General features: G+C 70.1%; 17 protein-coding genes. 8 read left to right on the top strand and 9 right to left on the bottom strand.

Features of this window, described 5'->3' with window-relative positions; all coding sequences use genetic code 11:
• Nucleotides 1–41: 41 nt before the first annotated feature.
• Complete coding sequence (locus ACZ6ZQ_RS17220) at nt 42–797, bottom strand: helix-turn-helix domain-containing protein (protein ID WP_469769354.1); 756 nt, start codon at nt 795–797, stop codon at nt 42–44.
• Between the two features lie 110 nt (nt 798–907).
• Between ACZ6ZQ_RS17220 and ACZ6ZQ_RS17215 the strand changes: the two genes are divergently transcribed.
• The 3 genes from ACZ6ZQ_RS17215 (at nt 908) to ACZ6ZQ_RS17205 (ending at nt 3668) form a co-directional block, all read left to right on the top strand.
• Entirely contained in the window at nt 908–1327 is a 420-nt protein-coding gene (locus ACZ6ZQ_RS17215) for a hypothetical protein (protein WP_469769353.1), read from the top strand.
• Nucleotides 1324–1662: a hypothetical protein gene (locus ACZ6ZQ_RS17210; protein WP_469769352.1), complete on the top strand. Its 339-nt coding sequence runs from the start codon at nt 1324–1326 to the stop codon at nt 1660–1662. Before ACZ6ZQ_RS17215 ends, ACZ6ZQ_RS17210 begins: the two co-directional genes overlap by 4 nt.
• A gap of 68 nt (nt 1663–1730) precedes the next feature.
• Nucleotides 1731–3668: a bifunctional DNA primase/polymerase gene (locus ACZ6ZQ_RS17205; protein ID WP_469769351.1), complete on the top strand. Its 1938-nt coding sequence runs from the start codon at nt 1731–1733 to the stop codon at nt 3666–3668.
• On the opposite strand, the gene ACZ6ZQ_RS17200 is transcribed toward ACZ6ZQ_RS17205, so the two are convergent.
• Nucleotides 3580–4956 carry a S41 family peptidase gene (locus ACZ6ZQ_RS17200; protein ID WP_469769350.1) on the bottom strand — a complete coding sequence of 459 codons (1377 nt, stop codon included), beginning with the start codon at nt 4954–4956 and terminating at the stop codon, nt 3580–3582. The two genes, ACZ6ZQ_RS17205 and ACZ6ZQ_RS17200, sit on opposite strands and share 89 nt — an antisense overlap.
• 389 nt (nt 4957–5345) lie before the next feature.
• Nucleotides 5346–6356 (bottom strand): quinone oxidoreductase family protein, encoded by a 1011-nt coding sequence (locus ACZ6ZQ_RS17195; protein WP_469769349.1) that lies wholly within the window; start codon nt 6354–6356, stop codon nt 5346–5348.
• Nucleotides 6357–6396: 40 nt separating this feature from the next.
• Here ACZ6ZQ_RS17195 and ACZ6ZQ_RS17190 point away from each other — a divergent pair, with 40 nt between their 5' ends.
• Nucleotides 6397–6696: a hypothetical protein gene (locus tag ACZ6ZQ_RS17190; protein WP_469769348.1), complete on the top strand. Its 300-nt coding sequence runs from the start codon at nt 6397–6399 to the stop codon at nt 6694–6696.
• Nucleotides 6697–7204: 508 nt separating this feature from the next.
• Nucleotides 7205–7561, top strand: coding sequence for a hypothetical protein (locus ACZ6ZQ_RS17185; protein ID WP_469769347.1), 357 nt, complete (start codon nt 7205–7207; stop codon nt 7559–7561).
• 767 nt (nt 7562–8328) lie between these two features.
• On the opposite strand, the gene ACZ6ZQ_RS17180 is transcribed toward ACZ6ZQ_RS17185, so the two are convergent.
• From ACZ6ZQ_RS17180 to ACZ6ZQ_RS17170, 3 genes are read right to left on the bottom strand one after another with little or no spacing between them, the layout of a single operon-like run.
• Entirely contained in the window at nt 8329–8682 is a 354-nt protein-coding gene (locus ACZ6ZQ_RS17180) for a hypothetical protein (protein WP_469769346.1), read from the bottom strand.
• A 22-nt stretch (nt 8683–8704) separates the two neighbouring features.
• Nucleotides 8705–9253 carry a GNAT family N-acetyltransferase gene (locus ACZ6ZQ_RS17175; RefSeq protein ID WP_469769345.1) on the bottom strand — a complete coding sequence of 183 codons (549 nt, stop codon included), beginning with the start codon at nt 9251–9253 and terminating at the stop codon, nt 8705–8707.
• A complete protein-coding gene (locus tag ACZ6ZQ_RS17170) occupies nt 9253–10329 on the bottom strand; it encodes a hypothetical protein (RefSeq protein ID WP_469769344.1) in 1077 nt (358 codons plus the stop codon). Before ACZ6ZQ_RS17170 ends, ACZ6ZQ_RS17175 begins: the two co-directional genes overlap by 1 nt.
• 364 nt (nt 10330–10693) lie before the next feature.
• On the opposite strand from ACZ6ZQ_RS17170, the gene ACZ6ZQ_RS17165 reads away from it, so the two are divergent.
• Nucleotides 10694–11278 (top strand): DUF6415 family natural product biosynthesis protein, encoded by a 585-nt coding sequence (locus ACZ6ZQ_RS17165; protein ID WP_469769343.1) that lies wholly within the window; start codon nt 10694–10696, stop codon nt 11276–11278.
• A 180-nt stretch (nt 11279–11458) separates the two neighbouring features.
• On the opposite strand, the gene ACZ6ZQ_RS17160 is transcribed toward ACZ6ZQ_RS17165, so the two are convergent.
• The 3 genes from ACZ6ZQ_RS17160 to ACZ6ZQ_RS17150 are packed head-to-tail and all read right to left on the bottom strand — an operon-like array spanning nt 11459 to nt 12314.
• The gene (locus ACZ6ZQ_RS17160) at nt 11459–11734 is read right to left on the bottom strand and encodes a hypothetical protein (protein ID WP_469769342.1); all 276 of its coding nucleotides are present in this window, start codon (nt 11732–11734) and stop codon (nt 11459–11461) included.
• The gene (locus ACZ6ZQ_RS17155; RefSeq protein WP_469769341.1) at nt 11731–12021 is read right to left on the bottom strand and encodes a hypothetical protein; all 291 of its coding nucleotides are present in this window, start codon (nt 12019–12021) and stop codon (nt 11731–11733) included. The genes ACZ6ZQ_RS17160 and ACZ6ZQ_RS17155 overlap by 4 nt, the downstream gene beginning before the upstream one ends.
• Nucleotides 12018–12314: a hypothetical protein gene (locus ACZ6ZQ_RS17150; RefSeq protein ID WP_469769340.1), complete on the bottom strand. Its 297-nt coding sequence runs from the start codon at nt 12312–12314 to the stop codon at nt 12018–12020. The genes ACZ6ZQ_RS17155 and ACZ6ZQ_RS17150 overlap by 4 nt, the downstream gene beginning before the upstream one ends.
• A gap of 441 nt (nt 12315–12755) precedes the next feature.
• Here ACZ6ZQ_RS17150 and ACZ6ZQ_RS17145 point away from each other — a divergent pair, with 441 nt between their 5' ends.
• Nucleotides 12756–13262, top strand: a complete 507-nt coding sequence (locus ACZ6ZQ_RS17145) for a methylated-DNA--[protein]-cysteine S-methyltransferase (RefSeq protein ID WP_469769339.1) — start codon at nt 12756–12758, stop codon at nt 13260–13262.
• Nucleotides 13259–13966 (top strand): alpha-ketoglutarate-dependent dioxygenase AlkB family protein, encoded by a 708-nt coding sequence (locus ACZ6ZQ_RS17140; protein WP_469769338.1) that lies wholly within the window; start codon nt 13259–13261, stop codon nt 13964–13966. Before ACZ6ZQ_RS17145 ends, ACZ6ZQ_RS17140 begins: the two co-directional genes overlap by 4 nt.
• Nucleotides 13967–13971 lie beyond the last annotated feature (5 nt).

Raw genomic sequence — 13971 nt, 5'->3', positions numbered from 1 at the left:
CGCCGTCCGGTGGCCGAGAGAGGTGCCAGCGGTCGTAGACCTCAGCCATCGGCCTTCCCCGTCCCCTCTGAGAACTCTTCCCAGTCGATCTCTTCTGGCTGTCCGCGGTTGCCTTCGTGCGCCCTGATGGTCGGCTCCATCTCCTCGATCAGGGTGCGGGTGATGTGGCCTCGTGCGGCTTGCAGGGCCCGAGGCGAGTCGGGAAGGTCTGAACGTTCGGTGAGCCGAGCCTCGCGTTCCGCCACTAGGCCGTGCCCCCACAGCTCGCGAGCTGTGTAGGCGACGTACTGCGGGGTGGTATTCAGCTTCTTCGCAGCCTTGGTCTCCGCCTCGTCGGGCTGCTCCATGTGCTTGATCTGAGCCCCATGAGGCCATGCGCTCGCCTTAGCTGCCAGACGGTGCGCAAACTCCAGCACATCCTCCTTGGAGATGCGGTTCCGGCGATGCCAGCTGCCCGGCCCTAGGCGACCGGACTTGCCAGGGGCGTATCCGACGTCCAGCACTCGACGAAGCTCGGCTCCATAGACCGCGGTTTCCTCGGTCAGCCAGACGGCGCCGTCGGCGGGCGGCAACAGGTCCCGCAGCGGAAGACCGTAGACCAGAGGCAGAAGCAGGAACTCAGCAGCCGTCAGACCTCGCTTGCCGAGTTCGATCTGCCCCACGGTCGGACGATGCCAAGCCAGACCGAGTTGGCGAGCAGTCTGCGCAACATCCTCGGCTGTTCGCTGCGCCTCCTCCCGCGTTCGTCGCAGCTGCCTCCCGAGGGCCACCGCGAACGGCGGGGCCTCGCCCAGCATGGCGCGCCAACGCCTCACTGAGGGCCTATCCGATCCCAGCAACGCCGAAGCCCCGGGCTCATCGCTCGGCCAGAGCGCCCAGGGCTTCAACGAAAGAAACGGACATCCCAATGATGGCACAGGACATCGCACCCACCGAGACCCACGGTCACGAACCGTTCATCGTCGCCGAAGCCGCCAGGCCGACCGCCCTCGACGGAGTCTGCTTCTACTGCAAGCAGCCCGCCGGCACCAAGCAGACGGCCCAGACCGGCGCCATCTACTGGACCTGCGACGACTGCACTGAGGGCCACGTGATCAGTGTCGCCGCCTCGCAGGCCACCGTACGGTCTGATGTCGTCGACGACCTCGCCAGCCGCATCGTCGCCTGGGTCGGCGACATCTACGAGCAGCGCCGGACCGCGCCCGAGGGCAGCCCCCTCGTGCGGTTCCTCGATGGGCTGCTCGCCGAGCTCCGTCGCACCGGTGACCCGATCGGCGTCGCGCGTCAGTTCCTCGCCGCTATCGATCCCGCTGGGGCCCGCGCATGACCGGCACCCGCCTCGTCTACACGAGGCCCGGCCCGAACATCCGCGGCATCACCGTGCTCCGCCTCCCCGTCGAGCACGGCGGCGTATGGGCACCGCACCCGACGATGCAGTACGGCGGCATCCTGCCCTACCCGCGCGGCACGAGCCTGCGCCTGGACATCGGCGACGCACGCCGCTGCCTCCCCGAAATGGCTCATCTGATCGCGGGCGCCTTCCGCGAGTGCCGAGAGATCGAGGTCGTCGGCACCGACCCGTACGGGGTCGCCTCGACCGTCGATGCGCTCGGCGCAGCCCTCGCAGATGCCTTCGCCAGTGGCAGCCGCCGCACATGCTGACCACCGTTCCCCCGCCGCCGCCCCCTCCCTCGCGCGGGAGCGGCGGCACGCCCGATGGAGCGCCGAACGTGACCCACCCCGACGACGGAACGGCCAGCATGACGCCCCTCGACGGCGCGCGGTGGCTCGTACGTCACGGGTTCGCTGTCTTCCCCGCGGACCACCCCGCCGCCGAGCAGTGCGCAGGCGTCGGGCGCGGCCACGACCCGGCGACGTGCACGGACCGCGGCAAGCACCCCGCAGTGCCCTTCACCCGCAGCCACACCACAGACGAGACGCAGCTGCCGCGCCTCTTCGGTGGCCAGCCCCGCAACGTCGGCGTAGCCGTCGGCGCCTGCACCCGTACGGACGGGGCCAGGCTCCTCGTCGTCGACAGCGACCGGCTCGGAGCCATTGAGGACACCGCGGCCGCCCTCGGCCACCCGCACACGCCGACGATGCGAGTCTTCACCGCCAAGGGCCACCACGACTACTACTGGGCGCCAGCTGACGCCCGGCTCGGCAATGGACTCGGCGCCCTGAAAGGCAAGTTCGACGGGGATGTACGCGCCGGAAACGCCTACGTCATCGGCCCCGGCTCCGTGCACGCCACTGGCGCCACCTACACGCTGGAGGACGCGGCGCAGCCCCCCGTGGCCGCCCCGGAGTGGCTCCTCGAAGCGCTCCAGGCCCGCCCGACCTCGCCAGCCGCGCCCGCGACGAACATCGCCATCCCCGCGGACCGCCACGACGGGTACACCCGCAAGGCCATCCAGGCTGAGTGCGACGCAATCACCACCGCCCCCGACGGCGACCAGAACAACACGATCAACACCGCAGCGTTCAGCGTAGGCACCCTCGTAGGCGCAGGCGCCCTCAGCGAAGCCGAGGCCCGCGAACACCTGCTCGCCGCAGCCCGCGCAGGAAACCACCCCGAGGGCCGCGCCCTCGCCACGATCGGGTCCGGGCTGCGCGCCGGCATGGCCATGCCCCGGCACCCCTGGCCCCCCGTGGCCCGGGCAGACGACCGCAACGACTTCTCGGCACTGCTCACACCCGCCACCACAGAAGATCAGCAGGAGCCTGCCGAGGAGCCAGCCCAGCGCTTCCGCCGCCTCGACTGGCACCAAGCGTTCGCCACCGACTTCTCACAGATCGAGTGGCTCCCCGGCAAATTCATGGAGCGCGGGCAGCAAGTCGCCATCGTCGGAGACGGCAAGGTCGGCAAAACCCTCTTCGTTCACGACTGGCTGTGGAGAGCAGCCACGGGCCGATCATTCCTCGGCGACGAGCGACGGGACCCGCTATACGTCCTCTACTTCGACCGGGAGAACGGCCTCCGAGACATCGTCACCCGCATGCAGGGCTTCGGCGCAACCGCCAGCGAGCTCATGGAGCGCTTCGACTACCGCACGTTCCCCAAGTTCAGCGGCGGCCTCGACGCGGCCCCGATCGCGGTCGCCGAGTTGATGAGCATCGTTGACGATGTCCACCCCGACATCGTGGTCTTCGACACCGTGAGCCGCTTCATCAGCGGCAAGGAGAACGACTCGGACACCTGGCTCCAGTTCTACCAGCGCGTTCACGCGCCGCTGAAGGCCCGCGGAATCGCCGGCACCCGCCTCGACCACATGGGCAAGGACTCCGAGCGCGGCAGCCGCGGCTCGTCCGCCAAGTCGCAGGACGTCGACCACGTATGGGAGATGACCCGTCTCACCGCGGACAGCTCCCGCGAGGGCGACATCGAGACCGTCACGACACAGATCAAGTTCAAGTGCACCCACACCCGGACCGGAGTCGGTAGCGACCTGATCCACATCACCCGGCGCGGCCGGAAGAGCTTCACCACCGGCATGTGGATCCCCGGCGAATCCCGACACGAACTGTCCGAACCCGGGATCGTGCAGGCGCATCAGCAGCAGGTGCAGCACTACTGCGTCAGCTTGTGGTGCCGCCGTAGTTCCGCAGGACGTTCAGGGCCCTGTCGAAGGCTGAGTCCCTCTTCTTGTCGAACTCCTCCTTGGTGAAGACCGGCTCAGTGAGGTGCGGCGGAATGCCTGTGCCGTCGAAGGTCCTGCCCGACCGGGTCAGGAACTCCTCGTTCGGCAGCCAGGCCGACATGCCGTTGGGGAGCTCGCGCAGCATGACGTCCGAGAAGACGCCCTGTGTGGGCTGCCCGATCCGGACCGTCTTGCCGGGGCGGTCCATGAGGGCCTGGGTGAAGGTCTCGCCCGCGCTGACGGTCGATCCGCCAGTCAGCACGGCGACCGGCCCGGTGTACCGGGGGCCCTGGGCGGGCGTGACGTACACGGGCTGGGGGCGAGTGTGCCGGGTAGGGTCGGCAGGATCGTTGCGGGACCGCTTGGAGTAGGCCAGGTAGGGGGTGTCGGTGAGGCGCTCGGCGATGTGGATTCCCAGGGCGTCGGAGCCGCCGCCATTGATCCGCTGGTCGATGATCAGGCCCTTCAGGCGCTGGGTGCGCTCCTGGCTGAGGACCGTGTCCAGCGCCCTGTCGAGCTCGGCCAGCTGGGCGGCGTAGGAGGCACCGTCGCCCGCGTACCCGCCGAAGCCGGAGATCCGCAAATAGCCCTGCCCGCCGGGGAGGTCGGCGTAGGTGATCCGCCCCTGGGCGAAGTCCTGGAGGTTCCCGGCGTCCTTGAGGTCGCGCGCCACGATGAACTTCTTGACCGTGGTGTCGAGTTCTCCGGTGGGCAGGACGGTGCCGGGGCGGACCTGGTAGAAGACGCGCTCGCCATCCTGGACGGCGACGTGGGCGTCGTAGAGCGGCTTGACCATCTCGCTGAAGACGGCGTAGAGCTCATCCCTCGTCGTCCCGGCGTGCACCTTGGGGCGGTACTGATTGCGGACCTTGTGCCAGTCGATGCCCTTGGACGCGAAGAAGGGGTAGTTCTCCTCGAAGGTCTGCCAGAAGACGTCGAAGGTCGTGCGGGGGTCCTTGGCTGCCGGGCGCGCGCAGGCGTCGGGGAGCGCCGGGATACGCCGGAGGTTCCGGCTGCCGACGGAACCTTCCTCGCGCATGACCGCGTAGTCGCGGTCTCCTCGGGCGCGCACGGTCAGGACGTCGCCGCCGGGCGTGGTGTAGGTGCTGGGGCCGGTCCGCTGCGCGGAGTCGCCCTTGAGACAGCTGACGGCGGTGGTCTGGTACTCCTGGAAAGTTCCGTTCCGGATGGACAGCACTGTGCCGTAGCCGTCCATGCGCCAGATTCCATCGATGGTCGGCTGTTGGGCGGTGGCGGCCGGCGCGGCTCCGCCGGCGAGGGCCAGTGCGACGGCGGTGGCCGTGACAATGCGCACGATCTTGCCTTCTCTGTAGGTGACTTGCTCGGGACAGTCCACGGTCGCTGACACGGCGTTCTCCCGGCCATCCGGCTGTCCGGCTGATCGGGGGTGGGGCCAGCCCCCCGTTACCGGCAGTACCTGGGGGCGATCGCGTTGAGGGACCGACCAGCGCGGACCATGCCGCGCTACCTACTGGTGAGGACGCGATTCAACTGTCGTGTGTTGTCGCGGTGCTTGGAACATCGGTACAGCGGTTATCGGCGAGAACGATCATGGCCGTCTAGCAAAATGATCCGCTTCGTCGCTTCGCGGCCGTCGCGCACCGCTGTCGGGGATCTTGGCGATGACGGTCGGCCATGCCCTCGACATCTCAGTCTCCAAGATCCCGACCTCGTCACCCGCGATCAGCTCTGCGTCTCCTCGCGGCGTCCCATAGCGGCCGCATCGGGTATGACGAGCAGCTTGCCGGTGGTACGCCGAGCCTCCAGATCGCTGTGGGCCTGGGCGGCCTCGGACAATGCGTAGCGGCCCGTTACGGTGACCTCAAGCGCCTTGGAGCGTACCCACTCGAACACATCGGCGGCCCGTCGGAGCAGTTCGGACCGATCGGCGATGAAGTCCCCGAGGCTGGGCCGGATCAGGGTCAGCGAACCGCCGTGGGCGAGCCGAATCGGATCAAACGGCGGCACGGCACCACTTGCCGCGCCGAAGAGCACGAGATGGCCGCGGGTTCGCAGGCTGGCGAGGCTCGCATCGAAGGTGTGCGCGCCGACGCCGTCGAAGACAACCGGCAGTCCCTGACCGCCGTTGAGCCGCCTCACCTCGGCTGCGAGATCGTCGACTGCGGAGGAAAGGATCACCTCAGCGGCCCCGGCACGCTTCGCCAGCTCGGCCTTCGCCGTGGTCGACGTCGTGCCGATCACCCTGCCGCCGAGATGGGTGACGAGCTGGGTCAAAAGCAGCCCCATGCCACCAGCAGCCGCATGCACGAGCACCGTGTCGCCCCCCTGAACCGGGTAGGCGTCCTTGACGAGATAGTGCGCGGTCATGCCTTGGAGGAGCACGGCGGCGGCTGTCTCGAAGCCGATATCGTCGGGCAGCGGCACCAGCCGGGAGGAGTCCACGACGGCCCGCTCGGCATACGTGCCGGGAATCTCCACCCAACCGACCCGGTCCCCGACTGCGACGTCAGCGACGCCGGGTCCGACTTCGACGACCGTGCCGGCGCCCTCAGCGCCCGGGGTGAAGGGCAGCGGGAGGCTGTACCGGCCCTCGCGGTGGTAGACGTCGAGGAAGTTGACCCCGGATGCGGCGACCTCCACGACCGCCTCGCCCGGACCCGGCCGCGGCTGGTCCACCTCGGCCTCCTGCAGCACCTCGGGACCGCCCACTTCGTACACCTGTATCGCTCGCATGACCCCTCCAATAACGGCTCATCCCCCACCAACCCCGTTGATGGCGATCCGATTCCCGGCGCCCGCCCCGGAGCTGCCGGTCGCCCTCGACATGCCGGGCAAGGTCGCCGACTACCTCAGCACCACCGAGCTGGAGCCCGCCGAGCGTGCCGCGCTCGACCAGGGGACGACCGTACGGCGCGGCCAGGGCTACACCCTGCACGTCAGCGCCGTCCCCGCCGTGCACCGGGCTCCTCGCCCGCTGCCAGCCGCTCGACGGCAGCCAGGACCTTCCCGCGGTCCCGGCCCAGCCCAAGGCCCGCCGCGAGTACGAGAACAGGGGCAGCGCCCTCACACCTGAACAAGATCGTTCTCACCGATAACCGCTGTACCGATGTTCCCCGAGGCCGTACGTGGACTCCGTGACGCTCCGCGGCTGCGAGCTTCACTGACCGTCTCGTTCCGGCCCCATGACCGACGCCAAGAATTCGACCTCGAATCCGCCGGAACCGAACCGCACACGGCCGAGAATCCCGGGCGGCAGGGACCAAGTTCGTGGTACCAGCGCCTCAGAAATCTCGAACTCAGGCGCTTTAGTCGGCGACTACATCGGAGACAGCACCCGAGCCGAAATCGCCTACGCCCGGTCGCTGGGCAAGCCCGTGCGGTTCACGCACCCCGAAGTCGACCCTGACGCCTGACCGCCCGCTGCCACCTCGACAACCAGGGCCGGCAGCCCGCCGCCTGACCGTCTCGCGGTAGCTTCGGCCGCCGCCCACCCCACACCATCCGCAGGCATCCCTTGGAATTGATCATCTAGGACTGGCGATCTTCCGACACGCCCGCCAGCCGTTATCGCGGCTGGCGGGGTGGTCCTGCCCGCGGAGGTCTGCCACCCCCTGTGGCTGGCCCTGCGGGCCCAGCTCGCCCGGCACCGCGCAGACGGTGGACAGGTACGGCCCGAAGTCGCAGCCGCCATCGACGCGTTGCGCGCTGCCGCCCTCGACCACTTGTCCGCGAACGGACATCCCGAACGGACACCTACGGACATCAGCGCACCCTCGACACGTCGTCTGGTCACCACCAAGGAGCTATCCGGCCGCCTCGGAGTGACAGGGCGGCACGTCCGGCGTCTGGCCGCCGCCGAAGGCCTCGCGCCCGCAGCGCGGGGCCTGTGGCACCCGGACGACGCCGAACACTTCGCCCGCCTACGGAAGGACTGCTGATGATCCCCGAGCCGATGCCCATGCAGGACCAGGACCCCGACGTCACTGCCGCCCGCGAGGCGCAGACCGAGTCCCTCACGGCAGCGCAGGAAGCCCGGTCGTCGTACCGCCTCTCCGACCTCGCGAGGGCCGAGGCTGTCGATGCCGCGTACACCGCGTACCTGGAAGCCCTTCAGGGCGCGTGGGACCGGCTCCAGGCCCGCCGCCGTGAGCGTCTCGAATGGCTGGAGACCCAGGTGCCCACCGGGCCCGGCATCCCCGCAGACACCTCCCCCGCAGACCGTGCAGTCCTCATGGCTGCCTTCCGGGCCGCGTACGACAAGGCCGCCGACACCGACCGCGCCGGGCGCGTACGGCTGCTCCAGGAGGCCGAGCGGTTCGACGATGACGCCGGCCGCCGCGGTGCGCTCACCGCGATCGTCGACTTCTCCGAGCTGCACACGATCCGGGATTGGGCGCGCGAGCATCTGACGACAGCCGGGTATCTCGACGAGGTGGCGGGCCTGCGCGAGGCGATCACGGGCCGCTCGACGCGCCCGGATCACCGGCTCGCGGTGCAGGCGTTCCGGCCCGTACGGGCTCCGGAGGAGGTCCGGCAGCTGCCGCAGCTCATCCGCCTGCGCGACGCCGAGCGGACACAGGGGCAGGGCCAGTCGGATGCGTTCCGCGCGCACAGTGCAGCGCACGCCCACCCCCCAGCCCGGTCGCCTCGCCTAATCGCTGCTCGTAAGGCCCGGCTTCCGCACGGCGAGCGGCCGGGTGCAGGGTTAGCAGACGACGTACCCGTGTCGCTTGATCGACGCGTCCCGCTGCTCCGCCGTCATCGGCGGAGCGATCGCACACCTGACCTCCGTACCCTCAGCATCCACCCATACCGAAACAACACCGCCATGGTGACTGCATGCCCCATGGCGGCCGATCGACTGGGAGGGCCAGCCGTCGGCGCACTCCGCCCCCTGGTACTCCCAATTCAGGAGCGACGCCCTTGGCTCTGGCAGCCATGTCGGGCTGTACTCCTCTCTCGGGCGCGTGTCGTCGTCGGAGAAGGCCCAGAACATCAATCCGGCGAAGATCGCCACAATGCATCCGAGCGCGCCGAGGTCACTGCTGTCCTTGGCCATCCCGCCCCCTGTCCTTGGCGTATCAGCGCAGGTCCAACACCATGCAGTCGTACACCGGGGCCTCATCCCACGGATGGGACTGCCCTACCTTCCGGTACCCCCACGACGCGTACGCCGATTGCGCAGGCGCCGCCTCAGGCTCCGGCCGCATCGTCAGCGTCACTCGCTCCACCGCCAGACCGCCGAGAAGCTGCTCATGCAGCCCGGCTGCGATGCCCCGACGGCGCCAAGGCTTGCGCACAGCCAGCTCGATGATGACGAACGTCCGCTCCCCACTCTCGCGCGTGAACTCGTCCGGCATCGGCTCCAGCAGGTTGTCCCACCACCCCGTGTCCTCGGGCAGGCGGTAGCCGAAGGTGAACCCGACCACCTCGCCGCCGTCACGGGCGAGCACCAGGCGGAAGCCAGGGCGCTGCGTCTGGAGCTGGTAGCGGTCGATGAACTCGGCGACGTCCCGCGGACCCTCGCAGTACGGAGGCTCGACGTACACCTCCTCATACGTGGGGAGGAACGCGTCGAGCTGCCCGGCCGCATCCGGCCCCTCGTAACGCTCGTACGTCACCTCGGCCATCAGCCGTCTCCCTTCTGCTGGGCGTACTCCGTCAGTTCCTCGCCCGCCTGGCGAGCGCTCGCCGCGTCCACCGAGGTGAGTAAGTCGCGTACTTCGGCCAGGCGGCGCGTGATGCGCCCGGACTCGACCTCTTCAAGGTGCTCCAGGCTGCCGACAGCCTCGGCCGCGCCCTCGTCGACCTCCCCGGCCTGCACCAGGCCGCGAGCCAGCGTGAGCCGGTACAGGGCCCGGTTGCGGCCGTACGTACGGTCCTGGTGGGCGAGAGCCGCGCGCAGGAATGGCACCGCGGCCGTGTGGTGGCTCGCCTCGGTATAGAGCAGGCCCTGAGCGTAGTCGAGCTCAGCGTGCCCGTGGAATGCCGCCCACTCTGGTGCCGGGCGCCCGCGATCCCCGCGGTCGACCATGCGCATCGAGTCCGCGAGCCGCTTCCGTGCGCTGCTTTGGTCGCGCATCAACGTGAGCGCCCGCGCCTCGCGCGAGGCGATCAGCGAGAGCAGCACGGGCGAGCCGAGGCTTACGGCGCGCTGGTGGGCAGCGCGGGCGAGGTCGTAGCCGTCGCGCGGCCGGCCCTCGTAGCTGGCCTGCATGCTGAGGCTGGCGAGCACCAGGATTTCGAGGCCCTCGTCCCGCAGCATCGTCGCGGTGGTCAGCGCCTCGCCCCAGTAGCGGCGCGCGGTGTCCTGGTCGTCGGCGTCGTAGTACAGCCATGCGCATTGCTCGGCCGTCTCCCCGGCGAGCAACTGGAGTTGGCGGCCGATGGTGTCCGGGTAGCTGCCGGTGTTGATGACGCGGCGGACGCGGCGCAGGTGTCGTACGGCGAGTGAGCGGACATCACCGCCGCCGTAGGCGTCATCGAGGGTGTAGAGGGAACGCAGGCCCTCGCGTAGCTCAAGGATGTGGGCGGTGCCGACTGCATCGGATGAGCCCACGGCCAGACTCGCGGCAGCGCCGAGGGAGTCGGCGACGAACGCGCGGCGGTCCACCTTCACCCCCTCCATGGTGCTGGGTGACGCCTCCACCGTCGCACTCGGCTCCGGACCGGGAAAGCCCAGATCGAGGGGGCTTACGCCGAACATCGCATGCAGTACACGCCAGGCACGCGGGCGCGGCCGGGGTGGACCAGCCTGCCGCCAACGCCGGAACTGGCGGTCCGTAACCGCCGCCTCTTCCCCGACGAGCACGGCCGTCGACTCGAAGGCACGCAGGAACGCGGCCGGATGATCCCAGCCCCGTGCCGCGCACTCGCGCGCGAACGGTGTTGGTGTCTCGTCCACTTCGCACCCCGGTGTACCCGCTCGTACTGACCGTAGCGGGCGCGCCGGGGGCGAAAGTCCGCGTCGGGTCGGAAAGTCCCCCGGAACGTCCGCGGGGAGGTCCGGCCGTCGGCACCGTGCGGGTGTTGGCTCAGGGGGTGAGCAGGAGAGCCGAGGGGAGCCGAACGTGAGCACCGTACGGAAGACGACGATGGACCCGCCGATTCACCTCCCGTTGCCGGGGGCGGACCCCAAGCCCGCGGCCGGGTGTGGGGTGTGCACAGCGCTGGGGCGGCAGCGCAGCGAGGCCCGCCGGGCCCGGAACTGCTCGCTCGCCACGGACTGCAACGTAGAAATCCGCAACCACCCCCACGCCCGCGGCGGCGGCATGAGCAGCACCAGAGGGCAGACGACGCGGCCCGTCGACACGGAGGCGATGCGCGCCGTCGCGCGGCGCCTTCTCGGGCCGGACGCGCAGTTGCCCACGTACGACGAGGTGCACGACGTCACCCTTCAGCTGCGCGGGCACGTCATGCTGCTCATCCCCGAGGTGCTGCGCTGCGCGGACCGTCTGCCGAGCGATGACGTTCCCCGGGCCTGCGCGCTCGCAGGCATCAGCGAGGCGCGGCGGCGCCTGAATGCGTCGCCAGGCATGGGCCTGCCTGCGGCCATCGCGCATGCCCAGCGGCTCGCCCACTCCGTCAACGCGCTGCTGGACCACTTGGCAAACCTGAAGAGTGGCATCCCAGACCCGCCCCGCGTGGACCGCTGAACTCCCGTCCGCGCCCGCCGCCGATCGGGTGCGGACGGGCTACAGGCGGCCCCGGCCGGCGTCCCCCCGCCGTTGCCGGTCGGGGCACGGCTCGGCCCCCGCTGCGCGTTTATGTGTCCGCGCAGCGGGGGCCGTTGTGCGCCTACGTGCCGCCGCAGCAAACACGGCGAGCGGCACGAGCTACCCTGCCGCGATGTCGCCTGTCGGACGCCCGCCCGGGGCCGTCTGACGCCCGTCATACGGGTCCACACGCATCGTCATACGCCGAGGTGTGACACCCTCCGGGTAGAGCCCGGAGGACCACATCCAGCGGTAGCCGTGGGCGAGGAACCCGACCGCGAGGCGTACGGCGTCGGACGCCGTCATACCGGCGCTCATGAGGACGGCGAGGTCGTCTGACAGGTCCTGGTCGACGCGGACGGAAAGGGCCTTGCCGGCCTTCGGTGGAGTGCTCACTGGCCCTCACCGCCCGCAGATGTGCTGGCCTCGGCGCGCGGGGCGCCGTAGTGGCGGTATCCAGTGGGCGGGTGCTCGGCGAGCCGCTCGCGGAGGTACTCGGTGGTCCACTCGACGCTCATCAGGGGCTTGTAGTCGAGGACGCTGCGGAGCGCGATCGCCGCGTGCATGGCACGGTCGTTCAGCACACTGTCGCGCGCCTCGCGGTCGCCGCTGGTGGCGGGGTGGGGGATGTCGAGCGCTTCGAGGACGGCCGCGAGGAGGTCGCGCATCGGGTCGGTGGTCACTGTGACACCCCCTCGGCGACGAGCCGCAGGAGCGCTGCGTACTCGCCGCGGGTCTGGCCCGGACGGACGGGCGGGGCGGCTGCGAGTAGAGCCTGCTCGGCGGCGTACGCGGCCTCGGTGGGGCCGTGGAGCCGCTCAGCGAACACGAGGGCCTGCGCGAGTCGGGTTGCTTCGCGCATCTCGGCGTTGGGCCGGTAGCTGCTCAGTTTGTCGGCGAGCTGGGTGAGGAGGGTGCGGGTGTCGGTGCTCAGTGCGGGCGGACTGCCCGCAGCGGCCGTTGTACGGTCCTGCATGGGTCTGGGCTCCCTTGATCAGTAAGGGTGATCCGGATCAAGGCCCCGGGCTGGTGATGGCGTCACCGGTTCGGGGCCACTGTGTCCACAGAGGTGTGGATGGGGGACCATGGAGGGCCGCGGGAGCGCGAGGGCACATCGAGGGCACATCGAGGGCACAGGATCGTGGATAACCTTGCGAAACGATGGCAGGCACTGTCAGTAGTTTCCGCACGTCAAACCCCCTTTCGGTGGTCGCGTGCAGGCCAGCGGCTCGTCCGGTAAGTACGTGAACTACCGCTGATCGAACGCCGGCGGTTCCCGGGCGCTCGGGGGCGGTGGCGGCCTGGTCGCTCCGCCCCCGCCTCGCGTTCCGGGCGTGATGTCCGAATACCGCCAGCCGGAGCGGGGCTGCCGACGCAGACTCGTAGCCGCAGGACCGTACGACGAGAGGACGGAGCCATGACGGTGTACGCGATGGTCGACAGTCCGCTGGGTGAGCTGCTGCTCGTCGGCGAGGAGTCGGCGACCGCCGTGGGCGGTACCGCACTCGTCTCGCTGTCGCTGCCCGGGCAGAAGGGCGCGGCCGAGGTCCAGGACACCTGGCGGCACGACCCGGAGGCGTTCGAGGAGATCGCCGGGCAGCTCCGGGAGTACTTCGCCGGTGAGCTGACGCACTTCGCGATCGAGTACGCGCAGGGCTCCGGCACGGACTTCCAGCGACGCGTCTGGCGGGCGCTGGAGGAGATTCCGTACGGAGAGACCGTGACGTACGGGGAGATCGCCGAGCGGGTCGGCTCCGCGGGGGCCGGCGTACGGGCCGTGGGGACCGCGATCGGGCGCAACCCGCTGCTGGTCGTACGGCCGTGCCACCGGGTGATCGGTGCCGATGGCGCGCTGCGCGGCTACGCGGGCGGGCTGGAGAGCAAGGAGCGGCTGCTCGGCCTGGAAGGCGCGCCGGTGTCGTGACCGCCGGGCTCTTCCCCAGGGAGCGGGCCGTGATCGCGCCCGGGGCGGTGCACGTGCCCGGGTGGCTGTCGGCCGGGCGGCAGCGGGAGCTGGTCGGGGCGTGCCGCGACTGGGCGCGGGGGCCGGTGCCGATCCGGCACACCCGGCTGCCGCGCGGCGGCGTGATGTCCGTGCAGACGGTGTGCGTGGGCTGGCACTGGCAGCCGTACCGGTACACGCGCACGGCGGACGATGTGAACGGCGCGGTGGTCGCCGGATTCCCCGACTGGCTGGTGGAGTTGGGGCGGGAGGCGCTGGTCGAGGCCTACCGGGACGTGACGGCCCACGGTGCCGTCGAGGCGGGCGAGGCGGGCGCACCGGACACGTGCACGCCCGGCACGTACACGCCGGACACCGCGCTGATCAACTTCTATGACGGCGACGCAAAGATGGGCATGCACCAGGACAAGGACGAGCGGTGCGATGCCCCCGTGGTGTCGCTGAGCATCGGCGACACCTGCGTCTTCCGCTTCGGCAACACCGAGAACCGAGGTCAGCCCTACACGGATGTGGAGCTGGCATCCGGGGACCTGTTCGTCTTCGGCGGCGCGTCGCGCTTCGCGTACCACGGGGTTCCGAAGGTGTATCCGGGCACGGCCGATCCGGCGCTGGGCCTGACCGGCCGGCTGAACATCACCCTCCGGGAGACCGGGCTCCAGGGGTGAGCTCA

It is taken from the genome of Streptomyces sp. NPDC053673, from assembly GCF_055585225.1.
Note: the sequence above shows the minus strand (reverse complement) of the source record. Positions and strands in the feature narration are given on the sequence as shown.